Here is a 23,217-nt window from a genome sequence, read left to right on the forward strand (position 1 = left end):
GCCGTCAGGATGGGGCGTCCGGCGGCCAGATCAACTGGGCGCGGGTGAAGTTCATGAATTTGCCGACCGAGATGCGCCGGGCGGCAAAGACATGCGCGACGCCGAGATGGGACAGGCCGTCCGGCTCCCGCAGATCGGGATGGCCGAGCAGGGCGCGGATCGCCGGCAGGCTCGCCGGGTCGCGCCACACCGGCCATGCGAAGGAGAAGCCGTCCTTCCAGGCGCCGCCGGGCAGGGTGGGGCGCACCCGTCCGGCGCGCGTTTCCGGGGCCAGTGTCAGCGCCGCCAGACCGACCGCCGCCAGCCGGTTCGCCCCATGCTGGGTGCCGAGCTTGTAGGCCGGATCGGTCGGGTTGCCGGCCATCAGGGCATAGCGCACATCCTCCTCCGGATCCCAGCGGAAGGAGGAGGTGGGATCGTCGCGGTGCCAGGGCGCGAACAGCGCCTCGGCCAAGCAGGCTGCCGCCGTCAGGGTGACGGCCTTCTTGCCGCGCCCGCGCGGCGGCGGTGCCGCTTCCGCCGGGACGCGGGCCAGCCGTTCGAGGAAATGCTGATGCCCCTGGCCGAACAGCAGGCACAGCGGCGTCGGGTCGATGGGAGCCGTGTCCGGCTTGTCCTCGTCCTTGATCGCCGCATCGGTCATCAGCGCGGCCAGCAGGTCGGCGCGATCCGCTCCGGTGCCGATTGACTGTTCGAGCAACTCGCGGGCCTCCTGCCGGGTGTAGTTCAGATCCTTCTGTTTGCCGAAGTCGTGGGCTTCGGTCAGCAGGGCGATCCCTCGTGCCGCTTCACCCGCCACCTCATCCCGCGAGAGCGGGCGGGCCAGATGCAGCACCGGGCGCAGCGGCGGTTCATCCAAGCTCCAGGAGGCACGAGGATGGAGGCGGTCCGCCGCCTCGCGCGCCCGGTCTGTGGCCTCCAGCGCCCGCAGCAGGCCGAGCAGGGCCAGGAAGGCCAGCAGATTGTCCGGTTCCAGCCCGGTCAGCCGGTGTTTGGTGGTGGGATCCTGGTGTGCGGTGGTCATGCCGCGTCTCCTTCCCTCTTGCCGGCCTCATCGCCCCTCCGTTTGGCGGCCTCCGCCGACGCGCGCTGGTCGGCGAGCCGCAGGATCGCTTCCATCCGGGCCAGCTCCCACAGGCCGTATTTCGCCTTCAGCGTTTCGAACAGGCCGGGCCAGTCCAGCCCGTCCAGATCGAAGCCCAGCGATTGCGGGCCATGGCCCGGCGCCAAGCTGGTTCGATTGCCGAGCACCGCCGGCAGATTTGGCCGCAGCTCCGTATCCTTCTCGTCGCCGTGCGGGAACAGAGGGCGGCCATGGCCGTGATGGGTGCCGACCAGCCACAGGACGAGTTGCGGGTCCGTGGCCTCCTCCAGCCGGGGCGTTTCCCGTGCCAGCCGCACCGACAGCGCCTCGTGCCGCCAGTGGGGTGGCAGCCCGGCCCGCTCGCGGGCGTCGCGCGGCAGTTTCCGGCCGGACTTCGCCAGCACGCGGTCCGGATCGGCCAGCGGATCGCCGGCCAGCCAGCGCTGAAAGCGCTCATCGATCTTGCCGAGATCATGCAGGTAGCCGGCGATGGCGAGATCGGCGACGCGCTCCGGCGTCAACCCGGCGGCGCTGGCGAAGCGGGTGGTCATCCTTTCCACCTCTCCGCTGTGTTCGGCCAGGGGCTGGGCGTAGCCGGGCAGCGACCCGGCGATGTCGTCGTCGGTCGACCCGCCGTCCGCCTTGTCGTCTTTCGTCGTCACGTCCGTCAGGCCCAGCGGCGCGACGAACACGATGCCGCGCGGCTGGTCGCCGTCCTCGCCATAGAGGTCGCGGTGCATCTCCACCCGCCGATGGCGGCCCTTGGCGTGGTCCAGCCGGGTCAGCGCCGCCTTCAATTCGGCAGGCAGGCCGAGCGCAAGAACGGCATCCCGCACCCGCGTCCAGTCGGTGACGCTGCCCGTGTCCGCCAATGCCTGACGCAGGCGGGCGGCGGCGGCATCGGCGTCCGCCGTCCGCTCCTGGCGTTCCTCCTTGTCGAGGAGTCCGTCAGGGGCGGACAGCAGCAGGCCGGGGGCGACGCGCACGGCGAAACGGCGCCCGGCGAAGGGCTCCGCCACCTCGGCGGAGATGTCGGCAACGGGACCGGCGGCCTCGGGGTTCCAGCCGAAGCGGTCCAGGCCGCCATAGCCGGCGGGAACGATGATGGTGTCGCCGGGGCGCAGAGCCGACGGTTCGATCCAGCAGGACCGGTCGTCGTCGCCCGACCAGCGGAAGACCCGCTTCAGCGGGCCGTCCGGCCGATGGAAGGAGGGCTCGTCCGGTGCGGTGGCGGGAAGATCGGCCAACTGGCCGATCTCCCGTGCCCCGGTCGTCAGCCAGCGGCGCACCGTCCACACCGGCAGTTCCACCGCCTCGCCGGAGCGCGGCGGCACCAGCAGCAGCAGGCGGCGCAGATTGGCATCGTCCAGGCGGCCCGGCTCGACGTCGGCCCGCCAGATCATCGACACCGCGTCGGGCTGGCGGCGGGGGCCGTGCAGATAGAGCGAGATCTCGGGATCGCAGGCCGGCACCGGCGCCGTCTGGCTGAACAGGTCGAGATGGGCCGGCATCAGCACCGGCGCGTCGGCGTGCGGCGAATAGGGCGACGGATTTTCGGGGGGTGGAGCCTCCTTCAACAACGCATTGAAGGCTGCCGGTCCGAAATCGACCGTTCCTCCCGCCGTCCGTTCGGAGAGCCAGTCCCACGCCGCCTTGATCGAGCGGCCATAGACGGGATCGTCGTAGCGTGTCGAGAGATCAGGCTTTCCGGCGACCACCGCGCCATGGGCGGCGAAGGGCCGTCCGGCCCGGTTCAGGCGGCCGAAGCGCTGGCGCAGCGCGTCGAGCGGTGCCGCTTCGCTGACCAGCCCGTCGAAATCGAGATCGGCGCCGGCTTCCAGGCATTGGGTGGCGACGACGATGGTCGTGCGCTCCAGCGCCCGCGTCTCGCCATCCGTCCACATCCGGGTGCGCAGCGGGAGGAGAGTCTCGACCGCCTTCCCGCGATCCGGGGCGCGGGTCGGGCCGATCATCAGGATCGGTTCGGCATCGGCGCCGCTCTCCGCCTTCAGACGCTCGAACAGCTGGCGGGCGCGGGCGATGCGGTTGACCACGACGGCCACCGCCGGGCGGTCGATGCCCTGCGCGCGCAGGTCGGCGATGGTGGCCGTCACCGCATCGGCGAGGGCGCCGACACGCTGCCGTTCGGCAGTGGCGTCCGCCTTCGCGTCGCCGTCCTCCTCTTCGACGGCTTCGGCCTTGCCCTTGGGCGGTGCGATCAGGCGCACCGGTTTGGGAGCGTTTCGGCGGGCGGCGAGGATCGGGTTGTCGGCATCCGCCGCATCCGGTTCGAACAGCGTCGCTCCCTCTTCGGGACGCGGCGTGGCCGACAGCAGGGCGACCCGCCAGGGGGCGGAGGCGGCTTCCGGGTCGTCACTCTTGTGCCTTGCGATCCGGCGGAGCGTCTGACGGAACGGCTCGGCCAGATGGGCCTCGTCGAGCAGGATCAGGGAATCGGCGCCGATCAGCCCGGCATGGATCGGCTTGGCCGCGTCGGACACGCCATAGCCGCGGAACAGCAGCCGCGAGCCGACCTGATCGACGGTGGAACACAGGATGGTCGGCTGGGCCGGGCTGCGCGCCCAACCATCCTCGCGCGGGATGCCGCCGCGCAGGCGCTGGACGACCAGCGGCGGCGCGTCCGGTTCGCCGGTCAGCTTGCGCAGCCGTTCGGCGACCACGGTGGTGACGGGGCCCTTCGGCTTGACCAGAGCCTTCTTGATTTCCTTCGCCCGCTCGAAGGCGTCATCCACCACCAGACGGCGGTCGACGACGAAGCCGATGCGCAGCGGTGCCCGCCGCTGCGGTCCCCGGTCGGCCTCCAGCGCCAGATGGAAGACGGCGACGTCGATGGCCGCCGTCTTGCCGAAGCCGGTCGGCAGGGCGAGCTGGTCGGGCCAGTCGCCGGTCTCCGCGACCTGGGCGGCGAGGCGCCGCTGCCAGGGAAAAGGCGGGTGGCCGTGGATCTCGGTGAAGAAGGCGGTGAAGTGGTCGGCGGTGAGAGACGTCATGACCGCTCCTCCTTGCTGTCCAGCGGGCGGCAAAGGCCCAGCCCGAGGAAGCGGCCGGCGCCGAGCAGCACCGGCCCCCGCAACTTTTGCGGAAAGCGGATCACCGCATGGGTCAGCTGGCGGCTGGCGAGCGCGTCGGGCAGTTTCCAGCGCATCCAGGCCGGGGCGTTGCCGGAGGGATAGGCCGACGGCGCCCCTTCCAGGGCGGAATGCTTGTCGGGCACCACGTCAGCCGGTTCCGGCAGCCCGACATTGCGGCAGGCGGCGGCGATCTGGTCGGCGATTTCGATTTGCCGCGCCTCCCCCCGCTCCTTCAGGTGGCGGTCGAGCACGATCGGGGTCACGGTGGCGAAGGTCGTCGCCGCCGTGGTGTAGAGCGCCGGGTCGAGCGAGCGGCGGTTTTCCGGCGGATCGAAGGTGGGGGCGAAGGTCAGGTCGAAGCCGTCCAGGTGCATCAGCCGGCGTTCGCTGTCCTCGTCCACCGGCGCCACCGCCCGCAGCGCCTTCAGGAAATCGGGATCGTCGAACAGGTCGCTGCCGCGCGGCGGAATGACCGCGAAGCCGAGCGCGTGGCCGTCGGCATGGGGAAAGCCGGTGAAGCTCATCGGCACGATGGCGATGTGCGGCGCGCGGGATGGCCCGCGGTCGGGCTGGTGGCCGCTGACCACCTCCGGGATGGCGTCGTTGTGCAGGCCGATCCGACCGTAGCCGCTGAGCAGGGTCTTGTGGATTTTCTTGGCGACCAGGGCGGCGGCCCGCAGGTCGGGCATGCCGGCGCCGCCGGTCTTGGAAACGACATGCTCCAGCAGCAGCCAGCGGTCGGCGAAGACGCCGGCTGCTTCCGTGCGCGGCGCCGCCGGCGGCTTGAAGGGATTGCCGGGGCCGGGCCGTTGGTTCGCGTCATAGGCGCGACGCAGCTCGTCGAGCCGTCCCGGATAGATCGTCCATGTCGGCCAGCGGGCGTTTTCCGGTAGCGGCCCATCCGCCTCACGCAGGAAGCGGCAGCGGGTCAGGCTGGTGGAATGGCCGACATAGGCGGTGTCGGCGGCCAGCGCCTCCAGCGCCGCCATCGTCCCGTCGTCCGGGGCGGTGTCGGGCCAGTGCAGACTGACCTTCGGGTTGAAGGGCCGGGTGGCGGGAAAGCGGCGCGGCTGGCGGGAGCGCAGCGACGGCAGGACCGCCTTGTCGCCCGACCGCCCGCTTTCCGCGTCGTTGGGCGGAACGAAGCGGACGGGGGCGGAGCGGGCGATGTGGCCGGACGCGACGATGCGCGGCGTCCGCTGCTTCTCCAGCCATTCCAGCGCGGCGCTTTCCTCCGGGCGCTGGCCGCGCGCCGCCCAGGAGGCGACCAGGGCGGAAAAGACGCGCGGCGGCTGGGGCGGCCAGTCCGGCTGGTCGGCTTCCGGGCCGGACGCCGAGAAGGTGACGCCCAGCAGATAGTCGATCTCCAGCACCAGGGCGGTAGAGGGTGGGGCTGTCGGCGCGGCCGTCATGACCCGGCCCCATCGCCCTCGCCGTCCTCCTCGCCGCCCTTGCCTTCCAGGGCGAGTTCCTGGCTGCGGCGGACGATGGCGACCAGCTTGTCCTGCGGAACCAGCCGGATCGGCTCCTCGGGCAGGGCGAAACCGGCCTTGATCGCCGCCGCCACGGCGTCGCGGTAAAGCGCGCGGGCGCCATCGCGATCAATGTCGATTTCGGTGGTGGTGCCATCGGGATGGACCAGTTCCAGCGGCGCCCGGCCGTCGCAGACCAGATCGCAGCGCGAACGCAGCGCATAGCCCTGGGCATCCTGTTCGACGATGGCGAGCAGGCCGAGGGTGGCCAGCAGTGCCCGCCCGGCGACATCCCGTTCCGGCGAACCGAAGCGCAGCCGCCGCAGAGCGGCGAAGCTGATCACCACCGTCTGTTCCAGATGGTCGCAGGTGATGCCGAGGGCGGAGATCGACGGCGCGATGTTGCCATGGTTGATCTCGGAGGGGCGGACCTTCTTCGACTTCTTGCCGGCCCCATCGGCGGTGACGTCCCAGCCGGCCGGACCTTTGAACACCTCGACCTTGCGCAGCACGCCCAGCGGGTCGATGCGGCTGCCGGTGCGGCGTCCGGCGGTGCGTGGTTCGATCTCGCCGGTCTTCTGGTTCTTCACCCCTTCGACCGGCACGCCGATGGCGACGATCTCCGACACCAGGCAGCGGGCGAACTTGGCCCCCAGCCCGCCGCCCTCGCCGGTGGAGTGCCAGGAGCCGAACAGCAGCGCGTTGGGCGAGGTTTCCAAGAGCGCGCTGGCGTCCTCCGCCTTCGCCTTGGCCAGCCGCTTGCCGAGCGCGCTGTCCATGAACGGCTCGTTGCCCAGCAGGCTGTCGCGCAGGATGGCGTCATAGACGCGGTGCGGCGCGTCGAGCGAGGTCAGCTCCGACAGGCCGGCCAGATCGAACGCCTTGAAATCGACCACAACATGGGGGATGCGCGCCATCCCGTCGCGGTGGGCTGCGAGCAGCGACTCCTCCAGCCGGTTGGCCTGGGATTGCGGGCTGTCGACCAGCACGCATGCGATGTCGTCGTCCCAGATGCGGCGCCATTCATAGACATGGGTCGGCTGGGGATTGCGGCCTTCGCCGGGATAGGTTGGGGGAAAGATCTTGTCGTTCCTGCCGCCGACCGGCTGAAGGGTCTGGCGGCGGCGCAGGGCGGCGTTCTCCGCGACCATGCGCGTGAGCGTGGTAATGTCCATAAACGTTCCCTCAGGCTTCGTTTCACTCCCGTGGAGCAGGAGCGATTAGGCAATTCGGATTATAGTGGGTTGCTTTGACTGAAACGGTCACCTTGAAAGCGATTGAGTGATAGCGCATTAAACGTTGGAAGGGGCGAGTTTATAAGCTGAAAAACTACCGCACCCTGAACACCGGCCCCCGCGGCGCGAAGGGCAGGGGTCTCCCGGCCGGGATCAGCAGGGCGTGATCGCGCCGGATGGTCAGCCGGTCGCATTCCCCGTCGGTGATGATCAGCAGCGGGGCGTCCTTCGGGAAATCCTCGGCGTCCTCCAGCAGGTCGATGCCGGGTTGCAGCACGGTGCCGCCGCGTCCGCGCACCGTCAGGCGGCTGGCGATCTCCACCACGTCGAGATAGCCCTGGTCATAGGCGGCGGCGTCGCAGAACACCACCCGGACATGGCGCACGTCCTTGGCGGTGGCGTAGCTGGCGATGGCGCCCAGCGCCTTGCCCAGCAGGATGCGGTCCATCGATCCCGAACTGTCGAGCAGGACGCCGAAGCTGCGGTCCTCCACCGAGCCCAAGGCCGGGCGCCGGCTGGGGCGCGGGATGTCGGGGGTGCCGGCCTGCCGGCGGCTGGGCCGGGCGAAGCTGCGCACCGTCTCGATGGGGGAGAAGCGCTCGTCGAACCAGCGGGCAAGCTCGACGTCCCACTCCAGCGGGGGATGGGCCAGCGCCCGGATCTCCTCGATCAGGCCGGCGGGGATGGTGCCGCGCCCGCGCTCGCGATGCAGCTCCAGCCCGTCCATCAGCGCGCGGCGGTAGAAGGCGTCGAGGTCGGTCCAGTCGCCGGAGCTGGGCGGCGGCCCGCCCCGGCGCTCCTCCAGCATGTCGCACAGGCCGGCGCCGCGCAGGGTGGCGAGCTTGCGCGCCCGCCGCAGGTCGCCGCACAGCCGGTCATAGACGGTCTCGGCCGACATTCCCTTCAGTTGCGGATCGTGCAGCAGGCCGGCGGGCATCGCGCCGACCGCCATTTCCAGCAGCCAGCCATTGACGACGTAATCGCAGGCGACGTTCCATAGGAAGGCGTCGCGCCCGCGCCGCCGCGCCAGATGGCGCAGGGCCGCATGCAGCAGCTCGTGCGCCATGACGAAGCGCAGCTCGTCGGGGGACAGACCATGGGCGGGATTCACATAGATCTCGCCGGCCATGTCGCTGACGGCGGCGACCGACACGTCGAGCGAGCGGCAGGCCACCGGATCCTCGACGATGCGGAAGGCGGCGGCGATGGCGCCCAGCAGCGGGAAGCGGTCGGTGAACCAGCGCCGCGCCTCCTCGGCGGCGCTGACCCGCTCGGTTTTGGCGTCCAGTTGCAGGATGCGCCCGCCGGCCACCGCCACCGCGCGCCGGACCGCCTCCCGCATGCCGTCGACGAACAGGTCGGCCCAGCGGACCTTGCCGCGCCAACGCTCCACCGGGGCATCGACCATGTCGGGATGCGGCCCGGCGGTGCCGAGCGCCCACACGCTGTCCGGGCAGCCCTGGGCGACCATCCAGCCGTAAAGCTCCGCCTCGCCGGCATCGGGGACAAGGGCCGGATCGACCGCTTCTCCTGCGGCGTCGCCACCGGAATCGGACCGAATCCCGAATCCGTCGAGCAGGCGGCAGACCACCACGTCGCAGGCGGCGTTCCACAGCCGGGGATTCGCCTTGTCCTGGAAATGCTCCATGCCGAGATGCAGCAGGGCATGCGCAACCGCCCGCGCCCACTCCTGCGGGGTGCCGCGCCGGGCCGGGTTGCAGATGATGTCGCCCGCCGGGGTGACGACGCACCAGGCGGTGGCGCCATAGGGCCAGGGGCGATCCTTGCCGCGGATGAGGTGGGCGGCATGCAGCAGCGGCGCGGTCAGCGGATGTCCGGCCAGGAGGGCGACGCCGTCGCGGAAGGCGAGGGTCGCCGGATCCGAGATCGTCCTGTCGGTGTCACGGCGCTTGCCCATCGCCGCCTCACCGGGCCTGCGCGGCAAGCCGCGGCAGGTCGCGTACCACCTCGGCCAGGAACCAGCCGGGAATGCCGCGGTCATCCTCGTCGGCGGCGACGACGCCCTGGGCGATCTCCAGGCTGATGGCGGCGAGGCTGCGCAGCAGGGCCTTGGCGGCGTGGGCGAGTTCGCGGTGGGGCGGCCGGATGCCCGCTGGCTCGGCCGGCAGTTCCTTGACCAGATGGGCACGGAAGGACTGTGCCAGGAAATAGAGGACGTCGCGGTCGCCGGGCGCGTCGGGCCAGCGGAGGTCGCCCTTCAGCAGCTTCGCGACATCGTAGCGCAGCCGCGACTGGCGCAGGAAGGCGCGGAACTGGACGGCATGGGCGGGCGACAGGCAGCCGGCCGCGAGTACGCCGACCCACTCGTCGGTCAGGGCGTCGCCGAAGGCGGCCATGGCGTCGGACAGCGCGTGCCAGGAGCGCGGGGTGGAGAAGGGCTCTTCGCTGCGCGGCGGCCGGCTCCACAGATGGTCGGGGCGGGCCTCGACATAGCGGATGACCTGCTCGTGCACCGTGTTGTGCCGTGCCCACTCCAGCCATTCGCGTGCCGATGCCCGCAGCTCGACGACGACCAGCCGGTTCAGCAGGGCGCTGGACAGCGGGTTGACGAAGGCGGCATCCTCGGCCCGGTTGCCGGCGGCGATCACCACCGACCCGGCCGGCAGGACGTAATCGTCGATCCGCTTTTCGAACACCAGCGGGTAGAGCGCCTTCTGCACCTCCTTGGAGGCGTTGGGCAACTCGTCCAGGAACAGGCAATAGGGGGTGTCGCGCGCGATGCGGGCGGGCGGGCAGAAGCGGGTGCGCCCATCCTCGATGCGGGGAACGCCCAGCAAATCCTCCGGCAGCATCTGGCTGCCGAGCAGGGTGACGCAATCCAGCCCGACGGCGGCGGCGAAGTCGGTGACCAGGCTGGATTTTCCGATGCCCGGCGGCCCTTTGATGTAGACCGGGCGCACCGGGGCGACCGCCAGCAGGAACTCGGGCAGGGTGGCGGGAGTCAGGGCGATGGGAGAGCCAGGGGACGCTCCCGGCGAGGACATGGACATGAAGGTTCCGGATCAGAAAACGGGATGGGCGGCGCTGCCCGCCGGCTCCTGCGGCCGGGAGGCGTCCTCCAGCGGGCCGCGCACCAGACGGCGGAACAGCCGGTCGGCTTCGGCGGCGAGGGCCGCTTTTTCGTTGGGTGTCGGGTCGGGGATGACCGCTGCCGCGATCTCGGAGGCGATGAAGGCGTCGAGCACGCCGATCCGCGGGCCTTCGCCCATTTCGGACAGTTGCCGTTTGTGGGCCAGCAGGCCGCCGATGGCCTTGCGGATCTCGGGAGTGAGGACGAGGCCGTCCATCAGCGCGCCGAGCGCCATCGGCAGCGGGTCTTCCGGCCGTGTGCGCAGCCAGGCCAGTGCACAGGCCGGGCGCACGCCGTAGAAATATTTCTTCAGGCGGACCCGGTCCTGGCCGTCGATGTGACGCCTCAGGTTGCCGGCGGCCAGGCTCCGGTAATGGTAAATCGCCGCCGTCCGGTGGGTGACCCGGCCGGCGAACGCCTGCACCAGCCGCACGGACTCCTCGTCCGCACGGTAGCGGATGGGCGAGGACAGCCACTCGAACAGGACGGGATTCGCCTTGCCCAGCAGGGCGAGCGCCTTGGCGATGTCCCAGCCGTTGATGTCGAGATCGTCCTCGATGGGCAACTCGATGACATCCCGCTCCCTGGTCAGCGTCAGATAGCGGTCGAGCGGCCGGACATAGAGGAAACGCACGTCGTAGTCGCTGTCGGGGGAGGCGAACCCCCAGGCGCGGCTGCCCGATTCGACCGCCAGCAGGATGCGCACGCCGCTGTCCCGTTCGATCCGGTCGAGCTTGGCGGCAATGCGTTGCCGGACGGCGGAGGGGATGGGATCGATAGTCATTGGCAGGCCCTGCGGCATGGAAGCGGTCCGGTGGCAAGCGTATCGCGGCGGGGTGACTGATTCGGTCAGCCCCCCTTGTCGGATGCGTATATCGACGGTACGGGCATCGGCGGACAGGGGAGGGGCCGACAGTGGCAGGGATGCAGGCTGAATAAATAAATCCGATATCGGATGCAATTATGCCGATGGTGAAGGATGACCGATTCTGTCCATGACCGTCGTCATGATGGCGATGACGATGATCCGCGGTGGTGGAAGCTATGGCGAAGGCGCTTGCCGACCGGTCCTGTTCGGAACTGGAGGACATGATTTGCCGTCTGACGGCACAGGCCGAGCGGGTCGAACGGACCCTTGAAGAGGCGAAGCGTGATCGCGAGTCCCTGCTTCGGGATCTGCATACCGCGCGTCAGGCGCTCGCGTCGCGCAAGCGGACGTCCAAGGAGCCTGTGGTCAGCAGCCATGCTCTGTTGCGGTATGTGGAAAGGTTCTTGGGAATCGACGTCAAGGCATTGGAGCGGAGCCTGCTCAGCCAGGAGGTGAAGGCGGCTGTCCGCGCCGGGGCGACCCGTGTCACGATCGACGGGATCAGCTTCGTGGTGAAGGACAATGTCATCGTCACGGTCGTCGATTGAACGCTCCGCGGTTCCATGGGGCGCTGGCGGCAATCTCCGGTTCATTCAATGCCGGTCTCCATGATATTCGAGAGCAATACATTGTTCTCTGCATATTCTTTTATGGAACCATGAGGAAATGAGACACGAAAAGGCGCGCAATATGCTCCAGCTTGCGCTTGAGATGCAAGCCAGCCGGCAGGGCGTGTCGCTGGCCGACATCGAGGAGCGTTTCGGTGTCGGCCGCCGAACCGCGATGCGGATGAGGGATGCCGTGGTCTGTGTCTTTCCGCAGGTCGAGGAGATTGCCGGTGACGACCGTGCCAAGCGGTGGCGGATTCCGAAAAGCTCGGTGAACGGCCTGATCGACGTCAGCGTCGAGGAACTGGCGGCGCTGGAGTCGGCCGCCCGTCTGATGCAGCAACAGAATCGCGCAGTCGAGGCGGCCGAACTCGCCGGCCTTGTGGCGAAGCTGAAGGCGATGATGCGCCCGGATGCCGTCCGCCGGGCCGAACCCGATCTTGACGCGCTGCTCGAATCCGAAGGGCTGGCGATGCGTCCCGGGCCGCGGCCGCGCATCGGGATGGGCGTCGTCACCATCCTCCGCGAGGCGATCAAATCCTGCCGCAAGGTGCGCATCGGCTACCGCAACCGGAAGACCCGGCAGACGAACGAACGGATCGTCCATCCCTATGGCTTCCTTCATGGCCACCGCCATTATCTGGTGGCTTGGCATGAGCATCCGAAGGCGGAGAAATTCGTGCTGTTCAGTTTGCCGGGTATCGAAACGGTGGAACTGTCGGCGGAGAGCTTCGTTCGGGATTCCGCCTTCAATCTGCAGAGTTTCGCCGCCCGCTCCTTCGGGCTGTTCCAGGAGGAGCCGTTCGACGTCGTGTGGCGGTTCTCCCCCGATGCCGCCGACGTTGCCGCCGACTTCGTGTTTCATCCGACCCAGACGCTTGAACGGCAGGAGGATGGCTCCCTGATCGTGCGATTCCGTGCCGGCGGGGATCTGGAGATGGCTTGGCATCTCTGCATCTGGGGCGACAAGGTGGAAGTTCTCGAACCGGCACGTTTGGCGGAACTGGCAAACGGTCAAAGACGGGCGTGGCCGGCCTTGCCATGAAAAGACGTTGGATCGATTTTCCGGTCGGCGATGTCGTTCACAATTCCAGTCCCCTCAAACCGTCGACCGTCCGCCCCATGTCGCGCAAATGGGCGTGATGGGTGAAGAACAGCACCTGTGTCGAGGCGGCAAGCCCGGCAAGGACGTTCAAGCCGGCTTCGGCGCGGTCGTCGTCGAAATTGACGAACAGGTCGTCGGCGATGAAGGGCACCCGCACCCCGGCGGCAATCGACTGTTCGACCGCCGCCAGTCGCAGGGCGAGGAACAGCTGATCCCTCGTCCCCTCGCTCATGCCTTCGATGGGGACAAGGGTCTCTCCATCCTGCCGCAGTCCCAGCAGGCGCGGTGTCGATGGATCGTGATCGATCCGGAAGTCGATGAAGCGTCCGAGGGTCAATGTGCGGAAAAGCGTGCCGGCGCGTGTCAGCAACGGCGCCTGCCGGCGCGCGCGGTACTGCTCGACGGCGCGGCTCAACAGAAGCTGCTGCGCCCGTTTGAGCACATAGAGGTCCGCCTCGGCCTTCATGTCCGCCTTTGCCGCTTCCGCGTCGGCTGCGGCATCGGCTGCGCCGTGGGAGGACTGGTCCAGGCTCTGGAACCTTGTCCGGGCCTCGCCGAGCGCATTGGCCGCTTCGGCCACCTCCTCGTTCAAAGCCTCCAGCGCTTGGCCCAATGTGGCGGACTGGGAGGCCACCATGTCGGGATCGCAGGCTTCCCAGGCGGCGACGAGATCGGCAAGCGGCAGAGCGTCGCCATCCGCGACGATCTGCCGTTCGGCCTCGGCCAGCCGGACAAGGCGGTCCTGATAGGCTTTCGACCGGTCGAGGAACGGAGGCAGCAGCGCGGCCTCGGCGACATCGGCGCGGTTCATGAAGGAGCCCAGGCGATCGAGTGCGATGGTCCGATCGACGGCGGCGCGATCCATGTCCGCCTGGTGTTTCTTCTGTTCCGCCTCCAGCGTCCCGATCTCCTGTGCGACCGAACGTGCCTTGGCCAAGCGCTCCCGAAGAGCGTCGAGCGTCCGCATCGGGTCCGCCTGGATGTCCATCTGCGCGTCCATCTGCGCGTCCACCGCCAGCGCCTCCACCTCCGCATCGAAGGACATGCGGTCTTTGCCGATGAGGTCGAGCCGGCGGTCGTGTGCGGAGATGCCGTCGAGGATGCCGCGCAGGTCCTCGACCAGTTCGAGCCAATGGTCGATACCCGCGATGTCCGCGGCGATCCCCAGCCGTGCCGACGCCTCTGTCCAGTTGGTGACCGTGGCCTGCAAGGTCCGGCGGTCCTGGATCTCCTGCCGTTCCCGGCGGGAGATATCCTCCTCCAGGGTGGCGAGCTTGGCGCTTTTTTCGCGGAACGCCTGCTCCAGGGCCTCGCCTTTCAGCCGCTCACGGTCGGCCGCAGCCAGCAGCGGCGACAGCCGGTCGTTCTCCGGCGAAACCGTCAATACCTTGGCAAGGATGCCGGCCGCTTCGGCCCTGCGCTCCATCAGGAGCACCGCCTGCCGCCGGGTCTCGCTCGCCCCGTGATGAAGGTCCAGCGTGGTGCGGCGCTGCGCAAACCAGGCGCGCAGCCTCAGCGGCGTGAGAGGCGGCAGTCCTTGCGCGCGAAGGCGTTCTTCCCAGGAGATCGTTTGCGCGGCTAGGGAACTCTCGGCCTCCTGCACGGCCTTTTCCGCCTGCTGCCGGGTCAAATCCAGGATGACATGCTGGTGGTCCAGGGCGGTCAGGCGAGCGGAGTCCTCGGCGGTCGCGTAACGGCGGTCGGCGATGGCGTCGGCGTTCTGAAGCGCGCCCGTGAACTCGGCGCCGAGCGCGTCGGCCGCCGAGGCGCGGCCCTCTCGCAGATGGGTGCCGATGGTTTTCCACAGATCGTCCCGTGTCTGCCGTGCTCGAAGCACTTCATCCGCGGACACCGCATGCCCGGTTTGAGCCAGCAAGCCGCGTTGGGTTCCCAGCTGTTCGATTTCATTTTCCAATCGGCGGAGTTCGGCCCGCTCGCTTTCCAGCTTGGTGGCGAGCTTGAGTTCCGCATCGGAGGCGGCCTGGAGTTCTCCGTCGTCGCATTCGCAGAGCATGGCCAGCCGGTCGGCATCCCCCTGCCAAGGGGCAAGGGCCGCCAGCGCCAGCCGCGTCTCGGTGTCCGCGCGTTCGATGGCTGTCTGGGCTTCGGCGCACCGGTGGTCGATGTCGTCGCCCAGCCCACGGGCATGGCAGATCGCCGTCCGGATATCGTCCAAATCCTCGGCGACGACCGCGTCGGCCAGATCCTCGCGCAGTTTCCGGGCATCGGTCCGCAGGTCGTCCAGTTCTCCGTCCCGCATCCGCAGGCCGGCGGCGAGGCTGAGGTGACGTTTGGCGATGTCGCGCAGCGTCCTGACCTCAAGACTGGATGGCAGGTCTCCGGGCAATGCCAGTTCCGTGCGCAGGGATGCCGCGCGGTCCAGCAGCCCTTGCCGCTCGACCGTCAGCCGGTCCAGGTCGGCGATATCCTTGGTGATCCCACCCCGCTTTTCGATCAGGCGCTCGATCCGCTCTCCCAGCGCAACGATGGAATCGGGTTGGAGCCGGTTCAGCTTTTCCGCGACGTCGTCGCGGTGCCGCTTGGCAGCGTCATGCGCTTCGGCCGCCTTGGCCAGGGCCGCCAGGGAGGTCCGCGCCGCGGTGTCCTCCGCAGGAGAAAAGACGATCATCTCTCGCTCCGCGGCGATCTCGGCGAGCAGGGCGGCCCGTGACCGCATCGCGGCGCCGATGCGGCGCAGCCGTTCGGCGGCGTCGCGCTGGGCGGTCAGGGCGGTCTGCCGGTCCTGCAGGTTGCGAAGGGCTTTTTGGCAGGATTCCATGTCCGCCTGCGCATCGGACCATTCCTTGGGTTTGAGCTGCGCGTCGCGGAGGGCTTTGACGCAGGCGTCGAGTTGCCTTTCCGCGGCCACGAAGGTCCGCCGGGCGGCGGCACGCTTGCCCCAGATCGCATCCAGTTCGTTGTCGAGCGCCTCGCGAACCTTGCCGATCTCCGTCAGTCCGGATCCGGCGGCGAACAGGGCCTGTCCCAGATCGTCCGAAGCCTGGAGCATCGCATGGCCGCCGTCGCGCAGTCCGCTCTGGTCCAGGCTGAAGCCAGCGCCGAAGGTCTCGCGGTTCAGGCCGTGCAGCAGGGCCGACAGCCGACCTTCATCGAGGGGGCGGTCCGTCGCATCGATCAGGCTCTGGTCACGGGACTTGCGGCGGCGGCAGGCCAGATGCCGCCCATCCTCCTCCAGCACCGCGCCGATGCGCAGCAGCGCGTAATCGAAGCGGAAGTTGAAAGGGCTGCGCATCGGAAAGCCGAACAGCAGATCGGAAACGGCCGACAGGGTGGTCGATTTCCCCGCCTCGTTGGCGCCGTAGACCATATGGAAATCGGGCGCCCCCGCCTGGAAGGGCAGGCGGCAATCCTCGAAATGGCCATAGCGTTCCAGATGGAGTTCGGCGAACCGCATCACTCTGTCTCCGTACCGGTGAGGCGGGCTTCCAGCGCGCTTCCCGCAATCGCCAACAGGGCCGGCCAGTCGTCCCGTTCCGCCATGGCGGCGAGGCTGTCCTCGTCGAAATCCCCGGCCTTGGCCGCCGCGGTCAGGAAGGGGAGGAGGTCCGCCTTCAGGTCCTGGGCCAGTTCCGGCGATTGGCGGACCTCGGCCAGCAGAGCCATGATGTCCTCCGCAGCACCGTCGGCGACGGGCGCCGAGCCGGGCATGGTGACGTCCAACTGGACCTTTTCGATCCACAGGTCCGGCGCGACGGCGGCGGCCAGGGCGCGCACGGTGTCGCGCTGGCTCGCCCGTCCGTCCTGCAGTTTGCCGGCCAGTGACGTTGCGCCGGTCAGCACGACGCGAGCGATGGCCGGTCGCCCGTCGGACTGCTCGGCATGCCGATTGGCGAGGGCGGTGCGGATCGCGGCGTCGATCTCATCCGTCTTGTTGATTCCGGTGCAATCCACCTCCACCCGAAGCCAGCGCACGGTGTCCAGAGGTACATGGGTCAAACGGGCGACCGCGCCGTCCTCCACCTCCACATGGACCGCTCCCTTCGGTCCGGTCTCGCGGATGTTCCGGCCCTGGAGGTTGCCGGGGAACACGATGTAGGGCGCTTCGGCGACGACCGTGAAGTCATGCACATGCCCCAGCGCCCAGTAGTCGTAATGGCGGGCCCGCAGATCGTCGATGGTGCAGGGCGCATAGGTTGTGTGGTCCGGATGACCGGCCAGCGCGGTGTGAAGAAGGCCGATGTTGAAATGATGCTCCACCCGGTCGGGATAGCCGGCGGCGAGGTTGTCGGTGACATGGGCATTCGGAAAGCTCTGCCCGTGGATCGCGACATTCAAATGTTTGATGTAAAGGGTATGCGAGCGGCGCGGCTTGAACTGCTCGACGGTTTTCGGCCAGGGCAGCGACCGGGTCAGGGCGGAGGCCGCGTCGTGATTTCCGGACAGCCAGAAGACGGGGATGTCCGCCGCCGCCAGCCTTCCCATCGCGCGGGCGAAGTAGAGACCGGTGCCCATGTCCTTCCAGTCGCCGTCGAACAGGTCGCCGGCGATCAGCACGAAATCCACCGCCTGATCGCAGGCATAGGCGACGAGGTTGTCGAAGGCCGCGCGCGTCGCGCCACGCACTTCCTCCGCCGGCACCCCGTCGTAACGCGACAAGCCGTGCAAGGGGCTGTCGAGGTGGATGTCGGCCGCGTGGAGGAAGTGGAAACTGCCCATAGCAAACCCTTGATTTTTGAATATAGTGCAGAAACACTCTACTTCAGGCGGTGGGCATCATCATGCAATCGACCATAGACGTCAACGTTATGGATTCCCGTGCTGAAACGGCGAGTTCCGCGCTGGCGATCGACGCCGTGATCGCCCCCAAAATCAGCTTCGCCACTCATCAGAGCGCCGTTCCCGTCCTTCGTGATCTCCGCCTGATCAACCTGGGTGGAGAGCCGCTGCAAAACATCGTGGCCGAGATCCTGGCCGACCCGCCGGTCTTCGAGCCGGTGCAATGGCGCATCGACCGCATCGCCGCAGGTGGCGAGGCGCACATCAGCAAGCGCGACCTGCGGCTGAACGCCGGATTGTTGTTCCAGTTGAACGAAGCGATCCGCGCGACGGTGACGCTGCGGGCCACGGCGGAGGGCATGGACGGTGGCGACGCCGCCGAGCGCGTGCTGCCGGTCGAGCTGCTGGCCCGTAACGAATGGGGCGGTGCCGCGGCGATGCCGGAACTGCTGGCCGCCTTCACCCTGCCGAACGACCCGGCCGTCAGCAGGCTGATCAAGACGTCGAGCGACGTGCTGCGGCGCGGCGGCCGCCCGGACGGCATCGAGGGATACCAGTCGAAGAGCCGCACGCGGGTGCATGAGCTGGCCTCCGCCATCTGGTCGGCCGTGGCGGCCCTGCGCCTGACCTATGCCGAACCGCCGAGCAGCTTCGAATGGCAGGGGCAGAAGGTGCGTTCGCCTTCCCAGATTCTGGAGACCGGACTGGGGACCTGTCTCGATACCGCGCTGCTGTTCGCGGCGGTGCTGGAGCAGGCCGGCCTCTATCCGGTGATCGTCGTCACGCGCGGCCATGCCTTCGCCGGCGTGTGGCTGCAACCGCAGGAGTTCGCCACCCTTCTGGTCGAGGACGCCGCCAGCCTGCGCAAGCGCGTGGCGCTCCAGGAGCTGGTGCTGTTCGAGACCACGCTGGCCACCGGCGGGCACCCGTCGCCCTTCTCGCGCGCCATCGCCCAGGCCAACCGCCAGATCGACGAGGAACGCGAGGGCGAGTTCGTCATGGCGCTCGACATCCGCCGCGCCCGGATGCAGCGCCTGCGTCCGCTGGCCCTGGCGGATGCCGCGTCGTCGGGGGCGGGGGCAGGGCAGGCGGCGGAAGCCGACATCGTCCCGGTGGGGGATGTGTTCGAAGCGGCTCCGGCCCTTCCCGATTTCGATCTCGCCGAGTCAAGCGAGCCGCCGGACGGGGTCGCCACGGCCGAGGGGCGGCTGGACCGTTGGCAGCGCAAGCTTCTGGACCTGACCACGCGCAACCGGCTGCTCAACGTCAAGCCGGGTGCGACCAGCATCCGCCTGATCTGTCCCGATCCGGCCACGCTGGAGGACAGGCTTGCCGACGGAGCCAGCTTCCGAATCGTGGCGGCTCCGGCGATGGACGGCAGTGCCGGCCGCGACACGAATTTGCACCTCCAGCGCACGGGAGAGGAGCTGGAGGCCGCCTATGCCCACGACGCCATGGAGCGCGGCGAGATCCTGTCGCCCATGCCGACCGACAAGCTCGATGCGCAATTGGTCGACCTCTACCGCAAGACACAGCTCGATCTGGCGGAGGGCGGCGCCAACACGCTGTTCCTCGCGGTGGGCTTCCTGGTCTGGAAGAAATCCGGCAGCGACACGCGCCATTACCGCGCCCCGCTCATCCTGTTGCCGGTGAAGCTGCAAAGGCGCAGCGCGCGGTCGGGTGTGCGGCTGTCCAGCCACGAGGACGAGCCGCGCTTCAACCTGACCCTGCTGCAGATGCTGCGTCAGGATTTCGAACTCGACATTCCGGAGTTGGCCGGGCCGTTGCCGGTTGACGAGTCCGGGATCGACGTTCCGCGCATCTGGACCATGGTCCGCCGGGCGGTGCGCGACATGCCGGGCTTCGAAGTGGTCGAGGATGTGGTGCTGGGAGCCTTTTCCTTCGCCAAATACCTGATGTGGAGGGATCTGGTCGACCGCACCGACGCCTTGAAGCGCAATCCGGTGGTGCGGCACCTGCTGGAAACGCCGCGCGACGCCTATGCCGGCCAGGGGGAGCCGCCCAACCCATCAAAGCTGGACGAGCTTGTCACGCCGGAGGAGCTGTTCGCCCCGCTCGCCGCCGACTCCTCCCAGCTGGCGGCGGTCGTCGGCTCGGCGCAGGGGTGCGACTTCGTGCTGGACGGCCCGCCGGGCACCGGCAAGTCGCAGACCATCGCCAACATGATCGCCCATAATCTGGCGCTTGGCCGTACCGTGCTGTTCGTCGCGGAGAAGCGGGCGGCTCTGGACGTGGTCCATCGCCGGCTGGTCGCCCATGGCCTCGGTCCGTTCTGCCTTGAGCTGCACAGCAACAAGGCATCCAAGCAGGACGTCCTGCACCAGCTCGACGCCGCATGGACCACGGCGGAGGAGCCGCCGGCCGAGCTGTGGAGCCGCCGCGCAGCCGAACTCAAGACCAATCGCGACCGGCTGAACGATTTCGTCCGGGCACTGCACCGGCGGCATGCCAACGGCCTGACCCTCTACGCCGCCATCGGACGGGTCGCCCGGGACGGCGCGGACGCCGCGTTGCGTCTGACGTGGCCGAGAGGGATGGAGCACGCCGAAACCGATCTGGAAAGCCTGCGCGAGACCGCCCACAGGCTGGATCTGCACCGCGCGACGGCATCGCCGGAGAACCGGGGCGCCTTCGGGCATGTCGGGCGGACCGAATGGTCGAACGCCTGGCAGGCCGAGCTGCTGGCCGCCGCCGCCAAGCTGGCCGCCGCCTCCAAGACGTTGGAGTCGGCCCGCGCTCAGCTCGCCGCCGGGCTCGGCACCGCTGTGGGTGGAGACCGGCGCGGCCTTGCCGCCGCCGCCGCCTTGGCCCGCGCCCTGGGAGAGGTCGGTGAGCTGAATCTGGGGTTCGCCTTCACGCCCGATGCCGCCAGGATGATCGAGCAGGGCACGCGGGTGTTGCCGTTGCTCGGCGCGTATCGGACGGAGGCCGCGCTGCTCTCCCGCCCGATGGGTCCTGAGCGGGTCAAAGCCTTGCCCCTGGCGGAACTCGATGCCGAATGGGCAGCGGCGGGCGAGGCGATCTGGCCGCTGTCGGCGCTGCGGAAGAAGGCGGTGGCGAAGCGGCTCGACCCCGGCGGAGCGGCCGATCCGGAGACCGATCTTCCCCGGCTGCGCCGGTTGCAGGAAATCCTGGCCGAGATCGACGGCCTTCCCCAGGCGCAAGCGCTTCCGGGCTGGCAGGGTGTCTCAACCGATCCGGACCGGCTGGACCGCAAGCTGAAGGCTGCCGGAACGGTGCGGGCCGCGCTCGGCGGTGCTGCGCAAAGCCCCGATCAGCTGATCGCCCTGCGGACGTCGCTCAAGCGTCTCTGCACCGAGGCCGGAGATCTGCTGGCCCCCGACGGGTCGATCGGACAGGCGATGCGGCAGTATCTCGACAGCCATGCCGCCTTCCTGGACGCCAAGGATGAGTTCGAGCGCGTTGCCGGGGCACCGGAACCGCTCGACGGCACCGACCTGCTGGCGGAGTGTCAGGCCATCGCCGCGGCGATGGCGGCGCGGCCGACGCAGCTGAATGCCTGGACGGCATGGCAACGCGCGCGGCAGGCCGCGGTGCAGCAGGGATTGGACGGGCTGGTGGTGGCGGTGGAGGATGGAACTGTTCCGCCCGGCCGTGCGGCGGAGGCTTTCGACATCGCCTATGCCCGCTGGTGGGCGGACTGGGCCATCGACATCGAACCGCTGGTGCGCGACTTCAACGTTACCGAACACACGGATGCCATCGGCCGCTTCCGCGCCCTGGATCACGAGTTCGGCGAACTGACGCAACTCTATATCCGTGCCCGGATCGCCGGCGGCATCCCGGCCAAGGACTCGAAGTCGCCGCCCGCCGGCTTCGGCACGCTGGCGCATCAGTTGAAGCTGCAGAAGCGGCACAAGCCGGTCCGCCAGCTGGTGGCGGAAATGGGGCCGGCACTGACCACGCTGACCCCCTGCCTGCTGATGAGTCCGCTGTCGGTGGCACAGTTCCTGCCGCCGGAGATGCCGCCGTTCGATCTGGTTATCTTCGACGAAGCGTCGCAGATCACGCCGTGGGACGCGGTGGGCGCCATCGCCCGCGGCCGGCAGCTGGTGGTCGCCGGCGATCCCAAGCAGATGCCGCCGACCAGCTTCTTTGATCGTGGAGCCGGTGCGGAGGACGACGACAGCGAGATCGAAACCGATCAGGAAAGCATCCTGGAGGAGTGCCTGGGCGCTCGCCTGCCGCAACGCCGCCTGACCTGGCATTACCGCAGCAGGCACGAAAGTCTGATCGCCTTCTCCAACCACCGTTACTATGACGGCGATCTGATCACCTTCCCCGCTCCGGTGACGCGCGAGACGATGGTCAGCCTGCGGCAGGTCCCCGGCGCCTGGTCGCGCGGCAAGGACCGCAACAATCGGACCGAAGCCGAGGCGGTGGTGACGGGGGTTCTGCGGCGCCTTCTCGACCCCGCCTTCGTCGATGAACGGGGCAACCGCCTGACGCTTGCCGTCATCACGCTGAATTCGGAACAGCAGAAGCTGATCGAGGATTTGCTGGATCGCGCCCGGCGGCGCTATCCCGAACTGGAACCCTATTTCGCGGAGGACGCTCCCGAACCCGTCGTGGTCAAGAATCTGGAAACCGTCCAGGGCGACGAGCGCGACGTGGTTCTTCTGGGCATCGCCTACGGGCCGGAAACGCCCAATGCCCCGGCGATGCCGATGAATTTCGGGCCGCTGAACCGCGACGGCGGTTGGCGGCGGCTCAACGTCGCCATCACGCGGGCGCGGCGGGAGATGGTCGTCTTCACCTCCTTCCCGCCCAACCTTATCGATCTCAACCGCACCAGCTCGTCGGCTCTGCGCGACCTGCGGCATTTCCTTGAGTATGCGGAGCGGGGGACGCGGACCTTGGGCGAGGCGGCCGGCCCGTCCGCCGGTTCGGTGGACTCCCATTTCGAGCAGGCGGTTGCACAGGGACTGGGCGGGCGTGGCTGGACGGTGGTTCCGCAGGTCGGCGTGTCCCGTTTCCGCATCGACCTCGGCGTGGTGCATCCCGATCGTCCGGAAGATTATCTGATCGGCATCGAATGCGATGGTGCGTCCTACCACGGTGCCGCAACGGCGCGGGACCGCGACAAGGTGCGCGAAGCGGTGCTGAGGGGACTGGGCTGGTCTCTGGCGCGGGTATGGTCGACAGAGTGGTGGATCGATCCGGAGGGGGCGCTGGACCGGCTCGACGCCACGCTGAAGGAGGCCTTGGAACGGTCACGTGCGGAAGCGGTCGCGGTGCCTGTGACGGCGGAGGCGCCGGATGTGATGCTCGATCTCGGGGCGGACGGGGAGGATGGCTCCGACGGGGTCGAAACCGCGATGGAAACCGAGGACGACCAGGACGCCTATGGTGGGGACTATCGGCGGACGGACTTCGGCGCCATCGCCGGCATCGATCCGGACCGGTTCCAGGAAAACGACTATTCCGCCATTCTCAGGGAGATGGTGTTGCAGGTCGTCGCGGCGGAGGCGCCGATCCGCGACAGCCTGCTGGTCGAGCGCATCGCCCGCGCCCATGGATTCAAGCGCTCCGGCCGCCTGATCCGGGAGCGGATCATGGCGGTGGCGCGCGGTGTCGCCCATGTCGAGACCGAGCATACCGGCGCCAGCTTCGTCTGGCCGGACGCGATGGCCGTCGCGGCGTGGGAAATGGCCCGTTTTCCCAACACCGGCGCCGACGTGCGATCCATCGAGGACATCGCCCTGCCCGAGTTGTCGGCCGCCATCCGCGGCTGCATCGATGTCGACGATCCGCTGACGGGTGCGGCGCGACAGTTCGGCATCAGAAGGCTAAATTCAGCGGCTCGCGACCGGCTAAAGATGGCGAAGCCGGTTGCGGGACATATCAGGGAGTAGGAGCGTGCGTCACGGCAAGTCGGTTCCA

12 protein-coding genes are annotated in these 23,217 nt (G+C 68.7%); 3 read left to right on the top strand and 9 right to left on the bottom strand.

Going from position 1 to position 23,217, the window contains the following annotated elements:
• Positions 1-4: 4 nt before the first annotated feature.
• From J2847_RS18440 to J2847_RS18470, 7 genes are all read right to left on the bottom strand, one after another.
• Positions 5-1,024, bottom strand: coding sequence for a type I-G CRISPR-associated protein, Cas3-extension family (locus J2847_RS18440; protein WP_209780349.1), 1,020 nt, complete (start codon positions 1,022-1,024; stop codon positions 5-7).
• A complete protein-coding gene (cas3g, locus tag J2847_RS18445; RefSeq protein WP_209780350.1) occupies positions 1,021-4,095 on the bottom strand; it encodes a type I-G CRISPR-associated helicase/endonuclease Cas3g in 3,075 nt (1,024 codons plus the stop codon). Before cas3g ends, J2847_RS18440 begins: the two co-directional genes overlap by 4 nt.
• On the bottom strand, positions 4,092-5,588 hold the full coding sequence (csb2, locus tag J2847_RS18450) for a type I-G CRISPR-associated protein Csb2 (RefSeq protein WP_209780351.1): 1,497 nt from the start codon (positions 5,586-5,588) through the stop codon (positions 4,092-4,094). Before csb2 ends, cas3g begins: the two co-directional genes overlap by 4 nt.
• Complete coding sequence (cas7g, locus tag J2847_RS18455) at positions 5,585-6,823, bottom strand: type I-G CRISPR-associated RAMP protein Csb1/Cas7g (protein WP_209780352.1); 1,239 nt, start codon at positions 6,821-6,823, stop codon at positions 5,585-5,587. The genes csb2 and cas7g overlap by 4 nt, the downstream gene beginning before the upstream one ends.
• 154 nt (positions 6,824-6,977) lie before the next feature.
• A complete protein-coding gene (locus tag J2847_RS18460) occupies positions 6,978-8,801 on the bottom strand; it encodes a vWA domain-containing protein (RefSeq protein WP_209780353.1) in 1,824 nt (607 codons plus the stop codon).
• A gap of 7 nt (positions 8,802-8,808) precedes the next feature.
• On the bottom strand, positions 8,809-9,894 hold the full coding sequence (locus J2847_RS18465) for an AAA family ATPase (protein WP_209780354.1): 1,086 nt from the start codon (positions 9,892-9,894) through the stop codon (positions 8,809-8,811).
• A 12-nt stretch (positions 9,895-9,906) separates the two neighbouring features.
• Positions 9,907-10,758: a nucleotidyltransferase domain-containing protein gene (locus tag J2847_RS18470; RefSeq protein WP_209780355.1), complete on the bottom strand. Its 852-nt coding sequence runs from the start codon at positions 10,756-10,758 to the stop codon at positions 9,907-9,909.
• 260 nt (positions 10,759-11,018) lie between these two features.
• On the opposite strand from J2847_RS18470, the gene J2847_RS18475 reads away from it, so the two are divergent.
• A complete protein-coding gene (locus tag J2847_RS18475; RefSeq protein ID WP_209780356.1) occupies positions 11,019-11,390 on the top strand; it encodes a hypothetical protein in 372 nt (123 codons plus the stop codon).
• Positions 11,391-11,508: 118 nt separating this feature from the next.
• Positions 11,509-12,495, top strand: a complete 987-nt coding sequence (locus J2847_RS18480) for a helix-turn-helix transcriptional regulator (RefSeq protein ID WP_209780357.1) — start codon at positions 11,509-11,511, stop codon at positions 12,493-12,495.
• 37 nt (positions 12,496-12,532) lie between these two features.
• Here J2847_RS18480 and J2847_RS18485 read toward each other — a convergent pair whose 3' ends face one another.
• Together J2847_RS18485 and J2847_RS18490 are read right to left on the bottom strand one after the other, a co-directional pair.
• A complete protein-coding gene (locus tag J2847_RS18485; RefSeq protein ID WP_209780358.1) occupies positions 12,533-15,970 on the bottom strand; it encodes a YhaN family protein in 3,438 nt (1,145 codons plus the stop codon).
• Entirely contained in the window at positions 15,970-17,232 is a 1,263-nt protein-coding gene (locus J2847_RS18490) for a metallophosphoesterase family protein (protein ID WP_209780359.1), read from the bottom strand. The genes J2847_RS18485 and J2847_RS18490 overlap by 1 nt, the downstream gene beginning before the upstream one ends.
• A 62-nt stretch (positions 17,233-17,294) precedes the next feature.
• Between J2847_RS18490 and J2847_RS18495 the strand changes: the two genes are divergently transcribed.
• The gene (locus tag J2847_RS18495; RefSeq protein WP_209780360.1) at positions 17,295-23,189 is read left to right on the top strand and encodes a DUF3320 domain-containing protein; all 5,895 of its coding nucleotides are present in this window, start codon (positions 17,295-17,297) and stop codon (positions 23,187-23,189) included.
• Positions 23,190-23,217: the final 28 nt, after the last annotated feature.

It is taken from the genome of Azospirillum agricola, from assembly GCF_017876095.1.
Classification (GTDB): domain Bacteria; phylum Pseudomonadota; class Alphaproteobacteria; order Azospirillales; family Azospirillaceae; genus Azospirillum; species Azospirillum agricola.

Coding starts and splice junctions, on each gene's coding strand:
- J2847_RS18440 (WP_209780349.1), bottom strand. CDS start 1,024: ATGACCACCGCACACCAGGATCCCACCACCAAACACCGGCTGACCGGG.
- cas3g (WP_209780350.1), bottom strand. CDS start 4,095: ATGACGTCTCTCACCGCCGACCACTTCACCGCCTTCTTCACCGAGATC.
- csb2 (WP_209780351.1), bottom strand. CDS start 5,588: ATGACGGCCGCGCCGACAGCCCCACCCTCTACCGCCCTGGTGCTGGAG.
- cas7g (WP_209780352.1), bottom strand. CDS start 6,823: ATGGACATTACCACGCTCACGCGCATGGTCGCGGAGAACGCCGCCCTG.
- J2847_RS18460 (WP_209780353.1), bottom strand. CDS start 8,801: ATGGGCAAGCGCCGTGACACCGACAGGACGATCTCGGATCCGGCGACC.
- J2847_RS18465 (WP_209780354.1), bottom strand. CDS start 9,894: ATGTCCATGTCCTCGCCGGGAGCGTCCCCTGGCTCTCCCATCGCCCTG.
- J2847_RS18470 (WP_209780355.1), bottom strand. CDS start 10,758: ATGACTATCGATCCCATCCCCTCCGCCGTCCGGCAACGCATTGCCGCC.
- J2847_RS18475 (WP_209780356.1), top strand. CDS start 11,019: ATGGCGAAGGCGCTTGCCGACCGGTCCTGTTCGGAACTGGAGGACATG.
- J2847_RS18480 (WP_209780357.1), top strand. CDS start 11,509: ATGAGACACGAAAAGGCGCGCAATATGCTCCAGCTTGCGCTTGAGATG.
- J2847_RS18485 (WP_209780358.1), bottom strand. CDS start 15,970: ATGCGGTTCGCCGAACTCCATCTGGAACGCTATGGCCATTTCGAGGAT.
- J2847_RS18490 (WP_209780359.1), bottom strand. CDS start 17,232: ATGGGCAGTTTCCACTTCCTCCACGCGGCCGACATCCACCTCGACAGC.
- J2847_RS18495 (WP_209780360.1), top strand. CDS start 17,295: ATGCAATCGACCATAGACGTCAACGTTATGGATTCCCGTGCTGAAACG.